Consider the following 20816-nt stretch of genomic DNA (forward strand, 5'->3'; position numbering starts at 1 on the left):
GGTACGGTGTACGACCCCACCCACCTCCGCAGCTTCCTGGCGGTCGCCCAGGCGCTCAGCTTCACCCGCGCCGCCGGCCGGCTCGACGTCGGCCAGTCGACGGTCAGCGCCCACGTCCGCCGGCTGGAGGAGGCCGTCGGCCGACCGTTGCTGCTGCGCGACACCCACACCGTCGAGCTGACCGTGGACGGCGAGGCCATGATCGGGTTCGCCCGCGAGATCCTCGACGCCCACGACCGGGCCCAGCGCCACTTCGGTGCCAGCACCGTACGCGGCAAACTCCGCCTCGGCGTCTCCGAGGACCTGATCTCCACCTACCTTCCGGCGGTGCTGCAGACGTTCCGGCGGCGCAACCCGCTGGTCGAGGTCGAACTGACCGTCGCGCTGAGCGGGACCCTGCACCAACTGCTCGACGCCCGCGGCCTCGACCTGGTCTTCGCCAAGCGGTTGACCGGGCAGAACCGGGGCAGTGTCATCTGGCGGGACCGGCTGATCTGGCTCGGCGCGGCGGAGCCCGGCGGGCAGCCGGCGGCCCGGCGGCGGCCGGGCGACCCCGTACCCCTGGTGGTCTACCCGCCGCCGAGCATCTCCCGGGCGCAGGCCCTCGCCGCGCTCTCCGCCGCCGGCCAGCCGTGGCAGGTCGCCTGCACCAGCGGCAGCCTCGGCGGCCTGGTGGCAGCCACCCGCGCCGGGCTCGGACTGCTGCCGCACTCAGCCCGGCTGGTGCCCGCCGGGCTGACGCCGGTGGCGGCGCCGGAACTGCCGCCCCTGGGCGAGGTGGCGTTCATCCTGCTGTCCCGACCGGACACCGAACCGGCGGTCCGCGACGCGGTGAGCAGCGCGATCGCGGCGGTCGGGCCACCCTCGGGTGACGATCTGACGGAACGGCCTCGGCTGTAGTCTGCCCTGATAACCTCGGCACGGCCGACGACCTGGCCAGCGTCCACCCGTCTGACGGAAGAGGTTGCCTGTGCGGATCGGGCCCCGGATAGCGACCGTCGTCGTCAACTACCGCAACGATGACGACACGGTCCGGTGCCTCACGTCGTTGCAGGCCAGCGAGCACGCCGATCAGCGGATCATCGTGGTCGACAACACCGAGCCGGAGCATTCCGACGCGGTCCTCGCCGACCTGCTGGACCCTGCCGTCGAGGTGATCACCGTCGGCGACAACGTCGGCTTCGCAGCAGGGTGCAACATCGGTATCCAGGCGGCGCTGCGCACCGGCGTCGACTTCGTCTGGCTGGTCAACCCGGACGCGGTGGTCGGTCAGGAGACGCTGGGCCGGCTGCTGGCCACGGCAGCGGACGAGCCGGACGCCGGCATCGTCGGCTGCCGCATCCTCGACGGTGGGCATCCGGCCCGGATCCTCTTCAACGGCGGGGTCATCACCGGCGCAGGGTCCACGTTCCACGCCAACGCCGGCGAGTTCGACCCAGCCGTTCCCGACGGCACGGTCCGGGACGTCGACTACGTGACCGGTGCGTGCTTCCTGATCCGGCGGGACACCCTGCACCAGATCGGCCTGCTGTCCGAGGACTACTTCCTGTACTACGAGGAGACCGACTACTGTCTGCGGGCACAGCGGGCCGGGTGGCGTACCGTCCTCGCACCCCGGGCTCGGACGTGGCACTACAAGCGGTCGGCCGGGAAACCCCCGCCACCGCACTACGTCTACTACATGTGCCGCAACCGGGTGCACTTCAGCCGGCGTTTCTTCGCCGCCGCGATCGCGGAGATCGAGGTCGAGTTGGCGCCGTTCATCTCGGGTTGGCGCAAGCAGGTCGCCACCCACGCGCCTGAGCTCGTCGACGCGTACGAGAAGATCATCGACATCGCACTCGCCGACGGCCGGGAGGGTCGCCTCGGCCGGCGTGACGACATCAGCGACCTCGTGCCCAGCTAGTCGGACCAAAGTCAGGCTGGTCGGACCGGACCAGCGTCGGTCGGATCAGATCGGAGTCGGGCGAGCGGCCCCCCGGCTGCCCCGTGTTCACCAGCGCACCTGTGGAGGCGGACATGAGCAGGTACTCGTACAGCTTCGACCCCGACGACACCAACAACACCGCCGCCGCGGTCTACCGGTTGGCGTCGACCGGCGGTCAGCGGGTGCTCGACCTCGGTTCCGGCCCGGGCATCGTCGCCGGAGCCCTCGCCACCGCTGCCGGCCGCACAGTCACCTGCGCCGACGTCGACGTCGAGGCGCTCGCCGAGGCCCGCGCCGCAGGCGTGGCGGAGACCGTCCTGGTCGACCTGCGGGAACCCGGGTGGACGCGGCAGCTCACCGGACGCGACTACGACGTGGTGATCCTGGCCGACGTACTGGAGCACCTGGTCGAACCGGAGCTCGTCCTGCGTGCCCTGCGCGCCGAGGGCATCCTCGCGGCGGACGGCATCCTGGTGGTCAGCTTCCCGAACATGGCCCACGAGTCGGTGATCCTCGAGCTGATGACCGGCAACTTCGAGTACACCCGGACCGGGCTGCTGGACTCGACCCATCTGCGGTTCTTCACCCGGACCAGTATGCAGACCCTGCTGGAGTCCACCGGCTACCTGGTCACCGAGCTGCACCGGACGGTCCGTACCGCCGAACAGACCGCCCAGCGCGCCCGGGCCGTCGAGGTCGACCCCGAGCTGCGCAAGGTCGTGGCGAAGCTCGGCGAGGACGCCGAGACCTACCAGTACGTCGTCCTGGCCCGGCCCTCGACCGAGGCGGTACGGATCAACCTGGCCGAGCGGCGGCTCACCGCCGAACACTCGGCCCACCTGAGCGTCCTGACCGACAATCAGCGCCTGGCCACCCAGCTGGAGCAACTGCAGCACCGGCACCAACAGCTGGACGTGCAGCTGCGCCGGGCCCAGGACGCCGTCGCCCAGGAGCGACTCGACGCGCTGCAGGCCCGCGAGATGCAGCGCCGGGCCGAGCAGGAGCGCGTCGACTTCCAGGCCAAGCTCAAAGAGAGCCAGGCCAGGCTCAAGGAGGCCCAGGACAAGGCGCGGGCGCTGCAGGACAAGGCCAACAAGCTCCAGGCCCGGGTCCAGCAGCTGACCACCAGCAACACGTACCGGGCCGGAAAGATGGTCCGCTACGTCCTGCGGCCGGCCGAAGGCATGCGGGCCGTCAAACGGCGGCGGGGGCGCGCCGCCGGCCGCGCCAGCGGCGGCGGTGCCAGCACCGACGGAGCCGATGGTCGCGGTGCACCGGTCACCCCGGTTCCCGACCACTTCCGGACGCTGACCGCCGACCCGGCGGTCCGCCACGCGTACGAGACGGCCTGCCGACAGGACCGGTTCCACGCCACCGGGGCGGTACGGGTGGCGTTCTGTGTCTCCACGACCGACCTGGACGCCGGTCGTGGCGACCTCTACGTAGCGGTGGGCATCGGCCGCCACCTGCAACGGCGCGGCTACGAGGTGGCGTACCTGCCGGCCGACCGGTGGACCGATCTGCCACCGGACACCGACATCACGGTCGCGATGATCCCCACGTTCGATCCGTTGGCCGTACCGGACGACTGCCGGACCATCGCCTGGGTCCGCAACGAGACCGACACCTGGCAGCAGCACCCGCACCTGGCACTGTTCGACATGGTCGTCGCGTCGTCGTCGGTGTCGCTGAACCGGCTACGGGACCGCTACGACGGGCCGACCGGGGTGCTGCCGCTCGGGGTGGACACCGAACTGTTCACCCCGCCGGCCGAGGACCGGCCCCGGGTCGGTGCGGTGACCACGGTGAACAACTGGGGCCGGCAACGGCATCTGTACCAGTGCCTGGGCGGGCTCGATCTCGAGTTCCCGTTCGTCATCTTCGGGGAGCTGCGCCGTCTCGACTCCTGGTTCTCCCGCTACGGAGCCGGTCCGACCAGCTACTTCAACCTGCCGGAGATCTACCGGCGGTCGCTGCTGGTGCTCGACGACCTGAACCACACCACCCGCCCGTACGGCAACGTCAACTCCCGGCTGATGGAGAGCCTCGCGGCGGGCGCGCTGCCGGTGACGAACAGCCGGGTCGGCCTGGCCGAACTCGGGCTCGACGAGCTGCCGGTCTACCACGACACGACGAGCCTGGGCGAGGCGCTGGGCCGGTTGACCGCCGACCCGGCCGGCACGGCGGCGCTGGCGCGGCGGTTGGCCGACGTGGTCCACGAACGGCATTCCTACGAACGCCGGGCCGAGGAGCTGGACGCGCTGGTCGGTGGTCTCGACCGGCGACCCCGGCGGGCCCGTGACCGGTTCGTCGGCGTGTATCCGTACTATGTAGACAATCCGTACCAGATGGTACTGATGTCGGGTCTGCGCGACGCCGGAGTGCGGTGGTTCCCGGTCCCGGACGTCGTCGATGCCGCGCCCGCGCCGCACCTGACCGGCGGACGGTTGGACAACTACATCCTGCACGTGCACTGGACCGACCCGATCGTGCATCCGGCGACCGACGCCGGGCAGGCGGCCGCCCGGCTGGCCGGGTTCCGGGAGCGGGTCCGCGACCTGCGTCGCCGGGGCGGGCGGCTGATCTGGACGATCCACAACGTCTTCCCCCACGAATGCAAGTACCCGGAGGTGGAACGGGAGCTGGCGGCGTTCCTCGCCGCCGAGGCCGACGTGGTGCACGTGCTCTGTCCGGAGACGGCCGCCGCGGTCGCACCGCACTACGTGCTGCCACCCGACCGGACCCGGGTGATCCGGCACAGCAGCTACCTCGGGGTGTACCCGGACGCGGTGAGCCGGCTCGCCGCCCGACGCCGGTTCGGCTTCGACTCCGACGATCACGTCCTGCTGTTCTTCGGCGGGATCCGACCGTACAAGGGGGTCGGGGAACTGCTGGACGCGTTCGACGCGGCCGCCGCGCGCGATCCCCGGCTGCGGCTGGTCGTCGCCGGCGCCGCCAAACGGCTCGACCCCCGGGACGACCTGCCGCAGCGGTGTGCCGGCGACCCACGGATCACCGCAGTGTTCGACCCCGTCGCCGACGAGGAGATCCAGTTCTACTTCAAGGCGGCGGACTCCGTGGTGCTGCCGTACCGGTCGGTGCTCAACTCGGGCAGTTTCCACCTCGCGGTGTCGTACGGGCGGCCGGTCGTGGCACCCCGGGTGGGCGCCCTGCGGTCGTTGCTGGATCCGGCGTACACCGTCGGGTACGACCCGGACGACCCCGACGGGCTGATCGAGGCGTTGCTGGCCGCGACCGCGCTGCGGGGCCGGCAGGTGGAGCTGGCCGCGCGGGCCGCTGCCGGCACCTACCGGTACGGCGAGATGGCACGCGACTACGCCGCGCTGGTGACCGAGTTGTTCGCGGCACCGGTCGGCGCCGGACTGGGCACCGCCACTGTGGATGGCACTATGGATGATCATTAAGATCGCCCGGTGATCAACCGACGTACGGCCCATGCAGTCCTGATCGGACTGCTGGCCGCCATCATCCTGCCAGGAATTCCGCCCGCCCGGGCCGACGAGACCAGACCCACCGAGAACCTGCGGATGGAGCTGGTCCTGGACGTCAGCGGCTCGATGCGGGAAGCCGACATCGACGGGCAGACCCGGATGGCCGTCGCCCAACGTGCGTTCAACGAGGTCGTCGACGCGGTGCCGGCCGGCACCCACCTCGGCATCCGGGTCCTGGGCGCCACCTACCCCGGCGACGACCCGGCGCTGGGCTGCCGCGACACCCAGCAGATCGTGCCGGTCGGGCCGGTCGACCGCGACCAGGCCAAGGCGGCGATCGCCAGCCTGCACCCGACCGGGTACACCCCGATCGGGCTCGCCCTGCGGGAGGCCGCCAAGGATCTCGGCACCGGCGAGACCGCCCGCCGGATCGTACTGATCACCGACGGCGAGGACACCTGCGCGCCACCGGACCCGTGCGACGTCGCCCGGGAGCTCGCCGCCCAGGGCACCCGGCTGATCGTCGACACGCTCGGCCTGATCGCCGACGACAAGGTCCGCCAACAGCTGGTCTGCATCGCCGGCGCCACCGGAGGCACCTACACCGCCGCGCAGAGCGCCGACCAGCTCGCCGACCGGATCAACCAGCTGGTCGACCGGGCCCAGGACACCTACACCCAGACCCCGGAACTGGTCACCGGCAGCACGGACTGCGCCGAGGCCCCACTGCTCACCGCAGGCGTCTACACCGACCGGGAACGCTTCTCCGAGCACCGTTGGTACCGCGTACCGGTCCGCACCGACCAGGAGCTGCGCGCCTCGGTCAGCATCGCGCTGGACCGGCCGGTCAACCGTGACTACGGGGTGCTGCTGCGCGCGGTCCACCCGAACGGTCGGGAACTGGTCCGGGGCACCGACGCCGGCAGTGGCCGCACCGACGTACTCTCCACCGGTCTGCGCTGGTCGGCCGACACCGACACCGACCGCGATCCGCCAGACGACACCGACACCGACACCGACACCGACACCGACACCGACCGTACCGGTGCGGCGTCGGACTCACCGGCGGTCGCCGCCACCGAGGCCCCACCCACCGAGGTCTGCCTGGTGGTGAGCAACTCGTTCGCCGCCCCCGGCGGCCCCGGCGACGCACCCGGCATGCCGATCGAACTCACCGTGGACGTGGTCGACGCCTCCCCGACCCCGGACAGTCCCGGCCTCGGGCGGGGCTGGCTGCTGCTCGTCGTACTCGGGCTCGCCGGCCTGCTGACCGGTCTGCTCGCCGGCTGGCTGACCCGCTGGTGGGGCACCGTCTGGAAGGAGAGCTGAAATGACCCGGCAGATTCTCGACCAGGTCCGGACCGGCCTCGCCGCCAGCGCCACGGTGCTGCTCGCCGCCGGTGCCGTCACGCTGCTCGACCCGGCCCCGCGACCGGCCACGGCCGACGGGCCGACACCGCTGCCCGCCGACGCGACCCTCACCAAGGCCGGTACGTCGTTCCTCACCGCGGCGGCGGTCAACATCGACCAGCCGGTCCGGGTCGCCGCCGCCACCGGCGAGTACCTGTACTGGTCGTTCCCGGCGGTCGCCGGCCAGACCAGCACCATCTCCGCGACGGTCACCCTGGCCGATCCGGCCGACCGCGGCGGTCCGTCCACCTGGTCGGTCGACGTCTTCGACGGACTCCGCCGCCGACAGCCCTGCACGGCCGGCATGCAGTCACCGACCGGTGCCGCCACCGACCGGGAGATCCGGGCCGGCTGCGTGCTCCGGCAGGTACGCGGCTGGGCCGAGCCGTGGTCGGCCGACCCGCTGCCCGGCACGTACTTCGTCCGGATCGCCGTCACCGACGTGCCCGAGTCCGACCTCGGACTACCGGTGCAGGTCGAGTTGCGGATCAGCGCCGAGGTCTCTGACGACGTCACTCCGGAAGGTGGGCGACTCGACGCCCCGCTGACCCCGACGGCCAGGCAGGGCGCGGTGCTGACCACGGTCGCGGACGACAGCACCACGGCCTACGGCGCCGCCGCTGACGCCGGTGACACCGACGACGGGCAGTGGTGGTGGGAACGGCTGGCCGGCTGGTTCGCCGACCGGCTGCCCGCGTTCTCCAGCCGGTGGGTCTGGACCACCATCGGCGGGGTGCTCGCCGCCGTCGGTGGCGTCGTCGGCTTCGGCCTGACCCGGCGTCCCCGGCGGCCGACTGTCAACTGACCGTCGGCCGGTCAACTGACGGTTAGCCGGTCAACTGACGGTCAGCCGGGTTGCCACCGGTCAGCCGGCGACCGCCACTGGCGCTCGACGGCCGGTCAGGGATACGCCTGGCCGGCCGGCGAGCGCCGGCGGGTCGAGGTCGGCCAGCAGCCGCCGGAACAGCGCCGGTCGGTCCACCCGCACGACGGTGCTACGGGCGCCGCGTTCCAGGACGGTGTGCGGCAACGCGAGCACCGGCGCGGCGCTGCGCAGCAGGGCCGCCGCCGGGGTGCTCACCGCGAAGGTGAGCACCCCGGCGGTCTGGTCGGTCGGGGCGAGCAGCGCCGCCATCCGCCAGACCGCCAACGCCGCCGGGTAGTGGGCCGCCGCGGTCTCCGGGCAGGCCAGCATCCGCCGCCCGTCGCGCCACGCACCGGCCAGCGCCCGTAGCACCCGGTGGTACGCCTCCGCGGTCACGTCGACCCGGGTCAGCACCGCCGATCCGCCGACCGGCGTGCTGACCGCCCAGGTCATCGTGGTCAGCAGCCGGGTCAACCGGGCGGCGGCGGCCGGCTGCCCGGTCTGGGCGACCGGCAGCTGCCGCTGCGGCGTGGTCGGCGCCGGTCCGAGCCGTCGCCAACCGACCGGTCGCCGCTCGTTCCAGCAGAACGCCGCCTCCAACATCGGGTACGGCCCGAGTGGCCCCTCCGCGACGACCCGCAGGACCTTGTCGACCCCGGTGCCCGTACGGTGGTCGGGACGGGCGTCGGCCATGCCGATGGTGCCACCGTTCGTCATCGATACGGTCATCTCGCACTCCCTCGCCACGTTCATGGATGCGCCCCGGTGGGCGCGTGGTCAACTCGCCGGAATGGCCCGCTCCGCCACGAACAGGCCCTGTCGCACGCGGAACGCCCACACCGAGACGGAGGAGCTCACCAGCTCGCCACTGGACGTCCAGGCGATCCGGGTGGTCACGCCGGGACCGTCGTACGCGTCGACGAACGCCTCCATCCCGGCCCGGTCGCCGTGACCGGCCCGGATACCGGCCAGGAACACCCGGGCGGCGTCGTACGACTCGGCGCTGTTGGTGCCGGGTTCCCGCCCGAAGCTGTCCCGGTAGTGCTGGGGGAACTGCTCCCCGGCCCGCTCCGGCGGCAGGCAGGGGCAGGTGATCACGACGTCGTCGGCGGCGGCGTCGCCGGCGGCGTGCAGGAACCCGTCGGCCTTCACCCCGTCCCCGGCGACGAAGGTCGCCGCGACCGCGCCGGCGCGCAGCTGCCGTAGCAGCCGACCCGCCTCCGCGTAGTAGCCGCCGTAGAAGACGACGTCGGCGTCGGCCGAGCGGACCTGGCCGACGACCGCGCCGAAGTCGGTCGCCCGTGCGGCCACCGTCGCCCGCTGCACGACCTTGGCACCGAGCCGGTCCACCACCTCGTCGGCAAGCCCCCGGCCGTACGCGCTGCCGTCGTCGACGACGAACACCGCGGTGCCGCCGAGCACCTGATCGATGTACCAGCCGGCGGCACGGCCCTGCGCCGCGTCGTTGCCGACCAGCCGGTGGAAGGTCGGCCAGCCACGTGCGCTCAGTTCGGTACGGGTGGCCGAGGTGGTGATCGTGGTGACGCCGCCCTGGTCGAGGATCGGCAGGGCGGCCTCGGCCTCGCCGGAGAACCCGGGTCCGATGACGCCGACGATGCGCGGGTCGTCCACGATCCGCTGGGCCAGCGCCGGCGCCTGCTTCGGGTCGCCCTGGGAGTCGAAGTCGACCAGGTCGACCGGGCAGTCCGGGTGCGCCGCCGCGTACTGGTCGAACGCCAGACGGGCGCCGTCGTAGATGTTGCCGCCGAAATCCGCCGAGTCGCCGCTGAGCGGTCCCAGCACCGCGATCCGGCTGCCACAGGCGTCGACTGGCGACGGCTCGTCGTCACCGGTCGCGGAACACCCCGCGAGGACGGTCACCAGGGCGAGCAACGCCGTGCGGGCCCGCAACGTCAGCACGTACACCTCCTGCACCCGGCCGGATCGGCATATCCTGCGCCTGGGAGCGTGAGGTTTTGATGAGACGGATCCTGTGGATCGCGGCGGTGCTCGCGCTGGCCGGTTGCGACCGGCCGGCGGCCCTCGCCCCGTCCGGCGCGCCGCCGAACCCGGTCGCCACCGCCGCCGGCACCGCGCTGTTCGCGGTGGAGTCCGCGACGCTGGACGAGATCGTCATCGACGCGCAGGGCTTCGTGCTGTACCGCTCCGACCGGGACACCGCCGGCGTGAGCGACTCCGCCTGCACCGGGCAGTGCCTGCAGTCCTGGCTGCCGGTGCCGTGCCAGGGCGAGGTCCGGGTCGAGGGCATCGACCGGCAGCTGGTCACCTGTTTCACCCGGTCCGACGGCCGGCGGCAGTTGTCGTTGGCGGGCTGGCCGCTGTACGGCTACGCCGGCGACCGGATGCCTGGCGACACGAACGGCCACGGGCAGGCCGACGAGTGGTACGCCATCAGCCCGAACGGGCAGCGCGCCGGTCAGGTGCCCTGACCGGGCGACCGGGCCGGCTACCGGCCCCGCACCGGGGCGGATCAGCTGCCCTGACCGGGCAGCCGCAGCCGGGCCTCGGTGCCGCCGCCCTCGGCGTTGCCCAGCCGCAGCTGGCCGCCGTGCAGCTGCACCACCCAGCTGGCGATCGCCAGCCCGAGCCCGGTGCCGTCGGCGGCGCCGGTGCGGAACCGCTGTTCCGGGGTGGCCGCCACCGCTTCGCTGAGCCCCGCCCCCCGGTCGCGAACCCGTACGGTCGGCGGTTCGGCGCTGACCTGCAGCCGCACCTCGGCCGGCCGGTCGGCGATCCGCCCATGTTGGACGGCGTTCTGGATCAGGTTGCGCAGCGCGATGCGCACCAGTGCCGGATCCCCGACGGCGACCACCGGCACGGTGTCCGGTACGGCGACGTGCGGCGGCTGGACCGTGTCGGCGAGCACCTCCTCCGCCAGTTGGTCCAGCCGGAACGGTTCGCGGCGCAGGTCCCGCAGGCCGGCGACCAGTTGCGCGCGGGTGAGCAGGACGGAGACCGAGTCGGCGAGCCGGTCGGCGGAACGCACCACCTGGCGTAGCGCCGCCGGCCGCCGGTCCGGCTCGGCCAGCGCGTCCTCGGAGACCGCCCGGATCACCGTCAGCGGGGTGCGCAGCTCGTGCGCGGCGTCGGCGACGAACCGCTCCTGCTGGTTGAGCGCGTCGGCGATCGGCTCGGTGCCGCGCCGGGCGAGCAGGTAGCCGCCGGCGCAGGCGAGGATGGTGAAGGCGACGCCGCCGGCGGTCAACGCGAGCGCGAGTCGCTGGTTGGCCGCCTGCGCCGGGCCGGTGTCACCGAGGACGACGACGGCACCGGCGACGGTGCCGGTGACCGCGTGTTCGAACGGTACGGCGAGCAGCGGGGTCGGCGTACCGGCGCGGTCGGCGAGCGGGTCGACGATCTCGGTACCGGACGACCAGACCTGCCGGGCGGGGGCGAGCAGCTGCGCGGGCGGGACCACCGGCAGCCGTGCCGGGTACGCGAAGACCAGGCTGAGCTCGGCGCGGCCGGCTTCGTAGACGTAGACGGCGGTCGGTCCGTTGGCTACCGCGTTGTCGAACAGCTTGTCGAGTTGCAGGGCGCCGGAGTCGTAGTAGAGCAGGGCGGCGGCGGTGCTGGCGGTGCGCCGTAGTTCGGCGGCGACCACTTCGTCGCGTTGCCGTTCGTCGACCAGCAGGGCGACCGCGCCCATCCCGGCGAGCCCGACCACGTTGATCGCCATGACCAGGACGGTGATCCGGATCCGCAGACCGCGCAGCCGCTCCGCGGTCTGCAGCGGTTTGCCCGCCCGTCGTCCGCTCATGGTGTCGGTGCCTGCCGTCCGGTCATGGCTGGGACGCCGCGATCTGGTAGCCGAAGCCGCGTACGGTGTGGATCAGTTGCGGCTCGCCCAGCTTGCGGCGCAGTTGGGCGACCACCGCGTCGACCACGTTCGAGCTGGGGTCGGCGAGCTCGTCCCAGCAGTGTTCGAACAGGTCGCCGCGGCTGACCGCGGCCGGGCAGCGGACCAGGAGCATCTCCAGAACGGCGAACTCCTTGCGGGTCAGGGTCAGCAGGATGCCGGCTCGGCGGACCTCCCGGCGGGCCGCGTCGACCTCCAGGTCGGCGATGCGCAGCAGCGGCGGGCTGGTGACGCCCCGGCGCCGGCACAGCGCCCGGACCCGCAGCACGAGTTCGGCGGTGACGAATGGTTTGACCACGTAGTCGTCGACGCCGGCCTGGAAACCGGCGATCCGGTCCCCGGCGCTGTCGAGGGCGGTCAGCACCAGTGCCGGTACGGTCAGGCCGGCGCGGCGGCGGTGGCCGAGTTGGTCCAGCGAGTCGCCTTCCGGGAGGATCCGGTCGAGCACCAGGCAGTCGTAGTCGTTGACGCTCATGTTCAGGTCTGCCTGGCTCCAGTCGGCCGCCTGGTCCACCGCGAAGCCGCCGGTACGCAGCGCGGTCACGACGGCGCCCCGTACCTCGGGGTCGTCCTCGACCACCAGCACCCGCATGCGGGCGAGGCTAGCAAGTTGTCGTCACCAGGACATTTCGCCGGCCGTTTCCGGGTCAGCGTACCGCCGTGCACTTCGCGCCGTTGAGGGTGAAGTCGGTCGGCGCGGTGGTCGCGGTGGCGGCGGTGACCATGAAGCCGAGCTGGACGCTGCCGCCGGGCGCGATCAGGCGGTTCCACTGGTAGTTGCGGACCGTGAAGTCGGGTGGGGTGAGATCGACCGGCTCGGCACCCCACAGGTACGCGATCCGGTGGTCGCCGGGCCAGGTCCAGCTCAGCGTCCACCCGTCGATCGGCTCCGCCGCGAGGTTGCGGACGTCCAGCTGCGCCTGGAGGGCACCCGGCCAGTGGTTGATCACCTGGTAGGCGACCTCGCAGGCCGGGGCGACCGGGGTGGTGGTCACGGTCAGCGGTGCCGACAGCGGTGAGCTGTTGCCGGCGTCGTCGTGGGCCCGTACCGCGAAGGTGTAGCTGGTGCCGGGCTGCAGACCGCCGACCCGGGCGGTCGGACCGGTCGGCGGGTGCTGCGGAGCGGTGGCCACCCGGGTGGTGGAACCGTCGGGGTGCAGCCGCAGCACCTCGTACCAGGCGACGTAGACGTTGTCGGTGGACGGCTGCCAGCGCAGGGTGACCGCGTCGGCGCCGGTCTGGGTGGCGGTCAGGCCGGTGGGGGCGGTCGGCGCCTGGTCGTCGCCGGGCGGCATGGTCAGTCGCAGGCTGGGGCTCGACGGCGACCGGTTGCCGGCGGCGTCGCGCGCGGCCACCCAGAACTGGTACGTACGCGACGGCTGCAGGCCGACGACGGTGATCTCGTTGACCGGGGTGGTCGTGACGATGACGTAGTCGGTGTGCAGCTGGGCGACCTCGTAGCCGGTGACCGCGACGTTGTCGGTGGCGGCAGTCCAGGTGAGGGTGACCTGGTCCGGGCTGATGGCGGCGACGGTCGGGGCACCGGGGGCGGTGGGTGCCTCGGTGTCCGCGGCGGTCGCGGCACTCGCGGTCGCCGCTGGCAGGGCGAGCCCGAGCAGTACGGCGGCGAGCAGGGTACCCAGCGGCCGGGCCGGCCGGCGGCGACGGCCCCGGTGAACTGTGTGGCGGGAACACGACGGCGGCACAGTGGTCACGGGTGTCTCGCTTTCGGTGCGGGCACCGGCGAACGAACCAGCGCCAAGACATCCATGGTCAACGATATCTGCCGTGGGTCGCCATCCGCCGTCCGGTGACAGTTCCGTAGCGGGCACCCGAGCGACCCACTGTGAGCTGGGACACCATCGCGCCGTGGCCCCAGACGACCGGCGATGCCCGCACGGCGCCGCCGCCACGCCTGACCGCAGCCAGGCCAGGCAGCCACGACATCCTCATACACAACGAAGCCTGCCGATGCATCGGCAGGCTGGGCAGGACAGTTGGACGCAGCGGCGTCGCGGTCCTGACTTGTCGGCGATTCCACGTCGTAACAATCCCGGACTAGCGTGGGGACGGGGAGGGCAACCCCCGTCCCCACCATCAGTTACTGACACGCACGAGCGGTTTGGCGTCCAGGTCGTGCGTGACGCGCGGGAGCCGGGCCACGCGAGTGGCTCTGGTTCCACCTCCTCTCGACAGGTGGTGCGTCGGCTGGCGGCGGAGTCCGGGCTGGCCCGCCGCCAGCCCAAGGGCTGAGCGGTCGACGAGGCACTGCGAACAGCACCACGCCACGCGTCGGTACAGTGTTCCGGGTGCACATCCATCAATGGAAGCGCTCCCATGGGAGGACTGTAGCCTGAGTCACGAGTTTGCGAAAGTCCAGAGCCTGATCAGCTCACGAAATGAAGGCGTGACGAGACGGTTACGCCCAGGATCCCAGGGTCAGCCGCCGAACCGCTGCACGTCCGCGGTCGACCCGGCGACGATCAGCAGCGCGTCCGGCGGGATCACCGAGTCCGGTACGGCGTACCGCAGGTGCTGGTCACGTTCCTTGATGCCGACGACGGTGATGCCGTACCGCTGCCGCAGCCGGGCCTGCGCCAGGGTCTGGCCCGCGCTCTCCACCGGCGCGCACACCTTCGCGATCGCGAAGCCGTCGTCGAACTCGATGAAGTCGAGCATCCGGCTGGCCAGCAGGTGCGCGACCCGGTCGCCCATGGTGGCCTCCGGGAAGATCACGTGGTGGGCACCGACCGAGGCGAGGATCCGGCCGTGCTTGGCGGTGATGGCCTTCGCCCAGATCTCCGGTACGCCGATCTCGGTCAACGCCACGACGGTCAGGATGCTGGCCTCGATGTCGGCACCGATGCCGACGACCGCGCACGGATAGTCGGCCACGCCGAGGTGTCGCAGGGACTGTTCGTCAGTAGGATCCGCCTCGACCGCTCGGGGCAGCCGGTCGGTCCAGCGCTGCACCAGGCGGGGATCGCCGTCGATGCCGAGCACCTGGTGACCGAGCCGGCACAGCGACAGCGCCACCTGGCCACCGAAGCGACCCAGGCCGATGACGGCCACGCTGTCGTCGGCGACGCCGTCGTCACCGTCGGCCACGCCGGCAGCGCTGCCGCCGACGTCGGCCAGGGACGGGTCGCCTGCCGCCAGGGACAGGTCGTCTGCCATCAGGGAATCAATCCAGAGGTGTTATTTCCTATTTTCAACTTCTGTCGTATTTTAGGCAGTTGTACCCCTCGGCCGCAGCTCTATCGACACAGCCGGCCACGACATGCCGTAGGCCCGCCGATGCAGAAAGTGGACATTACCCAAAGTCGTTGTCCAGTAACGGAATTCTCCCTGGTCAACGACGGTCGTCGAGGTGTTGTCGCCGGTCACCGATCCGGTAAGCTTGCCGGCGGTCTCCGCCAGGCGGCACCCACCGGTGCCGGCGGTGACCGCCGCCTAATCGTCCTTCGGGGTGAGCCGGGGAACCACGTTTCCACCGGGGTGAATCCGCGACGTCGCGGTAGGGATCGTTCCGTCCCGAACCCGTCAGCTAACTCGGTCGGCGGCCAAGGAAAGGAACAGGATGACCGCACCCCTATACCGGCGGGTTCCGTTCACCGCCGCACTGGCCGCCGTGACCACCTTGCTCGCCGGCCTGGTCGTCGCCACCCCGGCCGCCGCCCAGGACCCCTCGGACGAAGGTGCGCAGCCACTGCTCAGCGACGTCATCGAGTCGACCAGCCGAGGCTTCGTCGAAGCAAAGGCCGCCGTCGAGGAGTCACGCAAGCGGCAACTTCAGCTCAACCTCGAACTGGAGAAGGTGGAGGAACGACTGGAGGCGCTCACCCCGCAGATCGGCGAGGTCGCCTCCAATTCGTACCGTCTCGGCCGGATCACCCCGGTGATGGTGCTGCTCAACAGCGCCAGCCCGGACGATCTGCTGGACCGGGCCGAGGGCCTGGACATGATCGCCATGCACGACAACAAGCGGGTCCGCGAGCTCAACGAGGCCCGCGAACAGGCCGCCCGGGCCGTCGCGGCGATCGAGGCCGAGGTGACCCGTGAGGAACAGCAGCTCGAGGTGATGTCCCGTCAGAAGAAGGAGGCGGAGAAGGCCCTGCAACTGGTCGGCGCGGTCGCCACCAACGGGTTCGTCTCGGCCACCTCGCCGGTCGCCGCTCAGGCACCCCGCAACGCGAACGGTTCCTGGCCGTCCGAGTCGTGCAGCCTGGACGACCCCACCACGAGCGGCTGCATCACCCCTCGGACCATGCACGCGCTCAACGAGGCCAAGAAGGCCGGCTTCACCCGCTTCGTCTCCTGCTTCCGACCCGGTGGTCCGTTCGAGCACCCGAAGGGCCGGGCCTGCGACTTCTCCATGCAGTCCAGCGGATTCGGCGGCGACGCCACCGGCGACGCCCGGCTCTACGGCAACAACCTGACCGCGTTCCTGGTCCGCAACGCCGACAAACTCGGCATCCTCTACGTGATCTGGTACCGCCAGTTCTGGTCACCGACGACAGGCTGGAGCTCCTACAGCGGCGCTGGCGGCGACCCGAGCAGCGACCACACCAACCACGTGCACCTGTCCCTGCTCTGAGTGCCCGCGCGCCGGTCAGTCAGGACGGCTGGCCGGCGCGCGAAGCGTCGTACCCGCAACCGGTACGGGGTCAGTCGGTACGGGCCGACCGGCGTACCGGGGAGCGACCCGCCGGCTGCTGCGGCGGCGGGCTTGCCACCCCGGCCGGCGCGATCGCCCGGGTGACCGGCTTGTCGGCGGCGACGGTGATCGCCTCGCCGTGGTGGGTCAGTTCGATCGTCGCGTTCGGATCCACGTCGCGCAGCGCGTAGGTCACCTCGTCGCGCCCGACGGACACCCGCAGCCGCATGCCCCGCCACATCATCGCGAACTCGAGCCGGTTGATCCGCTGCGGCAACCGGGGGGCGAAGGAGAGCTCCCCGGTGTGGTCGCGCATCCCGCCGAACCCGGCCACCAACGCCAGCCACGCCCCGGCCAGCGCCGCGACGTGGATGCCGTCACGGGTGTTGCGGTTGATGTCGTGCAGGTCCATCAGCGCGGCCTCGCCCAGGTAGTCGTGGGCGAGCTCCAGGTGACCCGTCTCGGCCGCGATCACCGCCTGGGTGCAGGCCGACAACGAGGAGTCCCGCACCGTACGCCGCTCGTAGTAGGCGAAGTTGCGGGCTTTCTCCTCGTCGGTGAAGGCGTCGCCCCGCCAGTGCATCGCCAGCGCCAGGTCGGCCTGTTTGACCACCTGTTTGCGGTACAGATCGAAGTACGGGTAGTGCAGCAGCAGCGGATAGCGGTCCTGCGGAGTGCCCGCGAAGTCCCACTCCTGGTGCCGGGTGAACCCGGCCGACTGCGGGTGCACACCCAACTCGTCGTCGTACGGAACGTGCATGGACAGCGCGGCGTCCCGCCAGGCCGCGGTCTCCTCGTCGTCGACGCCGAGCACCCAGGCCCGGTCGGCGTAGCGCAGCGCGCAGTCGGCCGCCGTCAGCAGGTTCCGCTGCGCCATCAGGTTGGTGTAGATGTTGTCGTCGACCACCGCCGTGTACTCGTCCGGCCCGGTCACCCCGTCGATGTGGAACCGGCCGTGCCGGTCGTGGTGGCCGAGCGACCGCCACAGCCGGGCCGTCTCCACCAGCAGCTCGAGGCCGATCTCCCGCTCGAACTCGACGTCGCCGGTGGCCTGGACGTAGCGCCGGACCGCGTCGGCGATGTCCGCCGCCACGTGGAAGGCGGCGGTGCCGGCCGGCCAGTACGCCGAACACTCCTGCCCCCGGATGGTCCGCCAGGGGAAGGCCGCCCCGTTGAGCCCGAGCATCCGGGCCCGTTCCCGCGCCTGGTCCAGGGTCGAGTGCCGCCAGCGCAGCACCGAGGCGACCGCCGCCGGCTGGGTGTAGGTCAGCACCGGCAGCACGAACATCTCGGTGTCCCAGAAGGCGTGTCCGTCGTACCCGGGCCCGGTCAGGCCTTTGGCGGCGATCGGCCGCTGCTCGGCGCGGGCACCGGCCTGCAGTACGTGGAACAGGCCGAACCGGACCGCCTGCTGGATCTCCGGGTCGCCGTCGACCCGCACGTCGGAGTGGTCCCAGAAGTCGTCGAGGTACTTGCGCTGCTCGGCGCAGAGCCCTTCCCAGCCGGAGATGCGGGCGCCGGCCAACGCCGCACCGACCTGGTCGCGCAGCGCCGGCAACGAGCGCTGACTGGACCAGCCGTACGTCAACAGCTTCACCATCCGCAGCCGCTGCCCCGGCTGCAGCAGGCAGGAGACGGTGGTGCGGACCCAGTCGTCGAAGCCTTCGGTGCTCACCGCCACGTCACCGGGACCGTCGATCTCGTGCCCCATCGCCGCCGCCATCCGCAGCCCGCTGGCCTTGGTCCGGTGGATCAGCAGCCCGCCGTCGGACTGCACCAGCCGCTCCTCGGCCTGCAGCGGCTGGTCCAGTACGGCGGCCACCCGGGGGTCCTTGCTCTGCGCCGGCAACTCCTCGTTGGCGACCAGCTCGGACTGGACGATGATCCGCAGCGGCTCGTCGACCGCCTCGACCTCGAAGCAGATCGCCGCGACCGCCCGCTGGGTGAACGACACCAGCCGGGTGCTACGGACCCGGCAGGTCCGCCCGGCCGGTGACCGCCACTCCAGGCGCCGGTCCAGCAGCCCGGCCCGCAGGTCGAGCACCCGTTCGTGGGAGATCAGGTCGCCGTAGCGCACATCGAACGGTTCGTCGTCGACCAGCAGCCGGATCGGCTTGCCGTTGGTGACGTTCACCAGGGTCTGCCCGGACTCGGGGAAGCCGTACCCGGCCTCGGCGTAGGGCAGCGGCCGCAACTCGTAGAACGAGTTGAGGTAGGTGCCCGGCAGGCCGTGCGGCTCCCCCTCGTCCAGGTTGCCGCGGAATCCGATGTGCCCGTTCGCCAGGGCGAAGACCGACTCCGACTGCGCCAGGATGTCGAAGTCCAGCCGGGTCTCCCGGACGTGCCAGGGCTCGACCGGATAGGCCCGCTCGCGGATCACCGTTCGGCTCCGACCAGCAGCTCCCCCAGGTCGCTCACCACGATGTCGGCACCGTGGGCGAGCAGTTCGTCGCCGATACCGACCCGGTCGACGCCCACCACGCAGCCGAAGTCACCGGCCCGTGCCGCCGTCACGCCGGCCAGCGCGTCCTCGAAGACCGCCGCGTTCGCCGGCTCCACCCCCAACTGCGCGGCGGCGGCCAGGAACGTGTCCGGTTCCGGCTTGCCGCGCAGGCCCTTCTCTCTCGCGATCACCCCGTCTACCCGCACCTCGACCAACTCCTCAATCCCCGCCGCGATCAGCACGTCCCGGCAGTTGGCGCTGGCCGACACGACGGCCCGGTGCAGCCCGACCCAGCGGGCAGCGTGAAGGTAGGCCAGCGAACCGTCGTAGACCTGCACGCCGTCTTCGGCGATACGTCGCAGCAGGACCTCGTTCTTCCGGTTGCCGATGCCGTTGACGGTGTCGGCCGCCGGGGGGTCGTCCACCGACCCCTCGGGAAGCTCAACGCCTCGCGAGGCAAGGAAGGAACGCACCCCGTCGGCCCGTGGTCGGCCGTCGACGTACCGGCTGTAGTCGGCGCCGGGATCGAACGGGAGAAAGGGGTGACCGGTGGCCAGGGCACGGGCACGGAGGAAGTCGTTGAAGGTCTCCTCCCACGCCTTGTTGTGCACTTTCGCGGTCTGAGTCAACACCCCGTCGAGGTCGAAAAGGCAGGCGGTCACATGAGTGGGTAGACCGAGCACCCCGCCAATCTAACCTGATCTCCACGGTGCCGGCCCGGTTTCCGTCGCCCGCCGGCGACGCGTGGCGGGTGAACGCGGCGGGTGAACCGGTCACCGCCACCCGACGTCGATGCGGTCACCCCGCTCGTCGAAGAAGTGCAGCGCGTCCATCCGGACCGAAACCGCCAACGGGTGCCCTGCGGTGACCGCCGGGTACGGAGCGAGCCGTACCGCCAGCTCGGCCGGGCGACGGTGGTGCCGGCCGCCGTCGCTGAGCACGCTCTCCCGGGCACCGCCGGACCGGGGCGAGGCCGGGTCGGCAGCCACCGGCTCGGCGATACGCCCGGTGAGACGTTGCATCACGTTGCCGAGGCGACGCAGCCGCTGACCGGAGCCGCCGGTCGGCTCCACCGGCGTACCGCCGAGGTCGTCGACGACGATCGCGGTCGCGCCGATGTCGAGGTAGGCCAGGGATTCGTGGCCGTGGTGTTCGAGGAAACGGATCCGGCCCTGCAGGACGTCGCCGGGGGTGTCCGGGGCGACCGGGGTGAGTGCCTCGGCACGCATTCCGACCACGATGCGTTCGCCGTGGTAGTGCGACACGGCGCGGGCCCGGATGTCGGTCCAGGGCAGGTAGAGGGCCTGGTCGCCCAGGCTGAGCGTGACGTACCGGTCGAGGTGCACGTAGACCGAGGCTTCCAGCAGGTTCATCCGGGGGCTGCCGAGGAACGCGGCGACGTAGAGGGTGGCCGGCCGGCCGTACACCTCGGTCGGGGTGCCGACGTCCTGGAGCACGCCCTTGCGCATGATCGCCACCCGGTCGGCCATGGTGAGCGCCTCGGCCTGGTCGTGGGTGACGTAGATGGTGCTGACGCCGAGCTCGCGGACCAGGCCGGAGATCTCGGCGCGCAACTCGGCCCGCAACCCGCTGTCCAGGTTGGACAGCGGCTCGTCCATCAGGAACAGCCCGGGCCGACGGACGATCGCACGGCCCATCGCCACCCGTTGCCGCTGGCCGCCGGAGAGCTGACTCGGCCGACGGGCGAGCACGTCACCGATGCCCAGCGCGCTGGCGACGTCGGCGACCCGTTCGGAGCGGGCCTCGGTGTCGACCCCGGCCAGCCGCAGCGGGAAGGCGATGTTGTCGCCGACGGTCATGTGCGGGTAGAGCGCGAAATCCTGGAAGACCATGGCGACCCGCCGGTCGCGCGGCGGGACGTCGTTGGCCAGCTCGCCGTCGAGCATGATGGCACCGCTGCTGGGATCCTCCAGACCGGCGACCATCCGCAGTACGGTCGACTTGCCGCAGCCGGAAGGGCCGAGCAGCACCATGAACTCGCCGTCGTTGACGTCGAGATTGACGTTGTCGACGGCAACGGTCCCGTCGGTGAAGACCTTGGTCACGTCCTTGAGCGCGACGGTGGTCACCGTCACCTCCCCGCAGCATCGATTGCCCGCCCCGCATTGACTGTGACGAGCACCATGCCTCTGGCACATCGGGTAAACGTGCCATGTTCACA

At 71.6% G+C, this 20816-nt stretch carries 16 protein-coding genes and 1 riboswitch; of the genes, 7 read left to right on the forward strand and 9 right to left on the reverse strand.

Features of this window, described 5'->3' with window-relative positions; all coding sequences use genetic code 11:
* Window positions 1-6 precede the first annotated feature (6 nt).
* The 5 genes from O7623_RS17650 (at window position 7) to O7623_RS17670 (ending at window position 7594) form a co-directional block, all read left to right on the forward strand.
* Complete coding sequence (locus O7623_RS17650) at window positions 7-900, forward strand: LysR family transcriptional regulator (protein WP_282224127.1); 894 nt, start codon at window positions 7-9, stop codon at window positions 898-900.
* 70 nt (window positions 901-970) lie between these two features.
* Complete coding sequence (locus tag O7623_RS17655) at window positions 971-1906, forward strand: glycosyltransferase family 2 protein (protein WP_282224128.1); 936 nt, start codon at window positions 971-973, stop codon at window positions 1904-1906.
* A 113-nt stretch (window positions 1907-2019) separates the two neighbouring features.
* Window positions 2020-5352, forward strand: coding sequence for a glycosyltransferase (locus tag O7623_RS17660; RefSeq protein ID WP_282224129.1), 3333 nt, complete (start codon window positions 2020-2022; stop codon window positions 5350-5352).
* A 9-nt stretch (window positions 5353-5361) separates the two neighbouring features.
* A complete protein-coding gene (locus tag O7623_RS17665) occupies window positions 5362-6708 on the forward strand; it encodes a VWA domain-containing protein (RefSeq protein WP_282224130.1) in 1347 nt (448 codons plus the stop codon).
* 1 nt (window position 6709) lies between these two features.
* Entirely contained in the window at window positions 6710-7594 is an 885-nt protein-coding gene (locus O7623_RS17670; RefSeq protein ID WP_282224131.1) for a peptidase, read from the forward strand.
* Window positions 7595-7654: 60 nt separating this feature from the next.
* Here O7623_RS17670 and O7623_RS17675 read toward each other — a convergent pair whose 3' ends face one another.
* Entirely contained in the window at window positions 7655-8383 is a 729-nt protein-coding gene (locus tag O7623_RS17675; RefSeq protein ID WP_282224132.1) for a hypothetical protein, read from the reverse strand.
* Window positions 8384-8431: 48 nt separating this feature from the next.
* Window positions 8432-9574, reverse strand: a complete 1143-nt coding sequence (locus O7623_RS17680) for a branched-chain amino acid ABC transporter substrate-binding protein (RefSeq protein WP_282224133.1) — start codon at window positions 9572-9574, stop codon at window positions 8432-8434.
* Window positions 9575-9633: 59 nt separating this feature from the next.
* On the opposite strand from O7623_RS17680, the gene O7623_RS17685 reads away from it, so the two are divergent.
* Window positions 9634-10104, forward strand: coding sequence for a hypothetical protein (locus tag O7623_RS17685; RefSeq protein WP_282224134.1), 471 nt, complete (start codon window positions 9634-9636; stop codon window positions 10102-10104).
* Between the two features lie 41 nt (window positions 10105-10145).
* Here the strand turns inward: O7623_RS17685 and O7623_RS17690 are convergent, their stop codons facing one another.
* The 4 genes from O7623_RS17690 to O7623_RS17705 all read right to left on the reverse strand — a co-directional run bounded on the left by O7623_RS17690 (window position 10146) and on the right by O7623_RS17705 (window position 14711).
* Window positions 10146-11435 (reverse strand): HAMP domain-containing sensor histidine kinase, encoded by a 1290-nt coding sequence (locus tag O7623_RS17690; protein ID WP_282224135.1) that lies wholly within the window; start codon window positions 11433-11435, stop codon window positions 10146-10148.
* A gap of 22 nt (window positions 11436-11457) precedes the next feature.
* Entirely contained in the window at window positions 11458-12126 is a 669-nt protein-coding gene (locus tag O7623_RS17695; protein ID WP_282224136.1) for a response regulator transcription factor, read from the reverse strand.
* Between the two features lie 55 nt (window positions 12127-12181).
* Complete coding sequence (locus tag O7623_RS17700) at window positions 12182-13249, reverse strand: fibronectin type III domain-containing protein (protein WP_282224137.1); 1068 nt, start codon at window positions 13247-13249, stop codon at window positions 12182-12184.
* A gap of 724 nt (window positions 13250-13973) precedes the next feature.
* Window positions 13974-14711: a TrkA family potassium uptake protein gene (locus O7623_RS17705; protein ID WP_282224138.1), complete on the reverse strand. Its 738-nt coding sequence runs from the start codon at window positions 14709-14711 to the stop codon at window positions 13974-13976.
* 263 nt (window positions 14712-14974) lie between these two features.
* Window positions 14975-15112: riboswitch (cyclic di-AMP (ydaO/yuaA leader) on the forward strand.
* 2 nt (window positions 15113-15114) lie between these two features.
* Here O7623_RS17705 and O7623_RS17710 point away from each other — a divergent pair.
* Window positions 15115-16131, forward strand: a complete 1017-nt coding sequence (locus O7623_RS17710) for a hypothetical protein (protein WP_282224139.1) — start codon at window positions 15115-15117, stop codon at window positions 16129-16131.
* A gap of 70 nt (window positions 16132-16201) precedes the next feature.
* Here O7623_RS17710 and O7623_RS17715 read toward each other — a convergent pair whose 3' ends face one another.
* The 3 genes from O7623_RS17715 to O7623_RS17725 all read right to left on the reverse strand — a co-directional run bounded on the left by O7623_RS17715 (window position 16202) and on the right by O7623_RS17725 (window position 20724).
* On the reverse strand, window positions 16202-18571 hold the full coding sequence (locus O7623_RS17715) for a glycoside hydrolase family 65 protein (protein WP_282224140.1): 2370 nt from the start codon (window positions 18569-18571) through the stop codon (window positions 16202-16204).
* The gene (locus tag O7623_RS17720) at window positions 18568-19317 is read right to left on the reverse strand and encodes a beta-phosphoglucomutase family hydrolase (protein ID WP_282224141.1); all 750 of its coding nucleotides are present in this window, start codon (window positions 19315-19317) and stop codon (window positions 18568-18570) included. Before O7623_RS17720 ends, O7623_RS17715 begins: the two co-directional genes overlap by 4 nt.
* Before the next feature lie 90 nt (window positions 19318-19407).
* Complete coding sequence (locus tag O7623_RS17725) at window positions 19408-20724, reverse strand: ABC transporter ATP-binding protein (protein ID WP_282224142.1); 1317 nt, start codon at window positions 20722-20724, stop codon at window positions 19408-19410.
* Window positions 20725-20816: the final 92 nt, after the last annotated feature.

The organism is Solwaraspora sp. WMMD791 (assembly GCF_029581195.1).
Taxonomy (GTDB): domain Bacteria; phylum Actinomycetota; class Actinomycetes; order Mycobacteriales; family Micromonosporaceae; genus Micromonospora_E.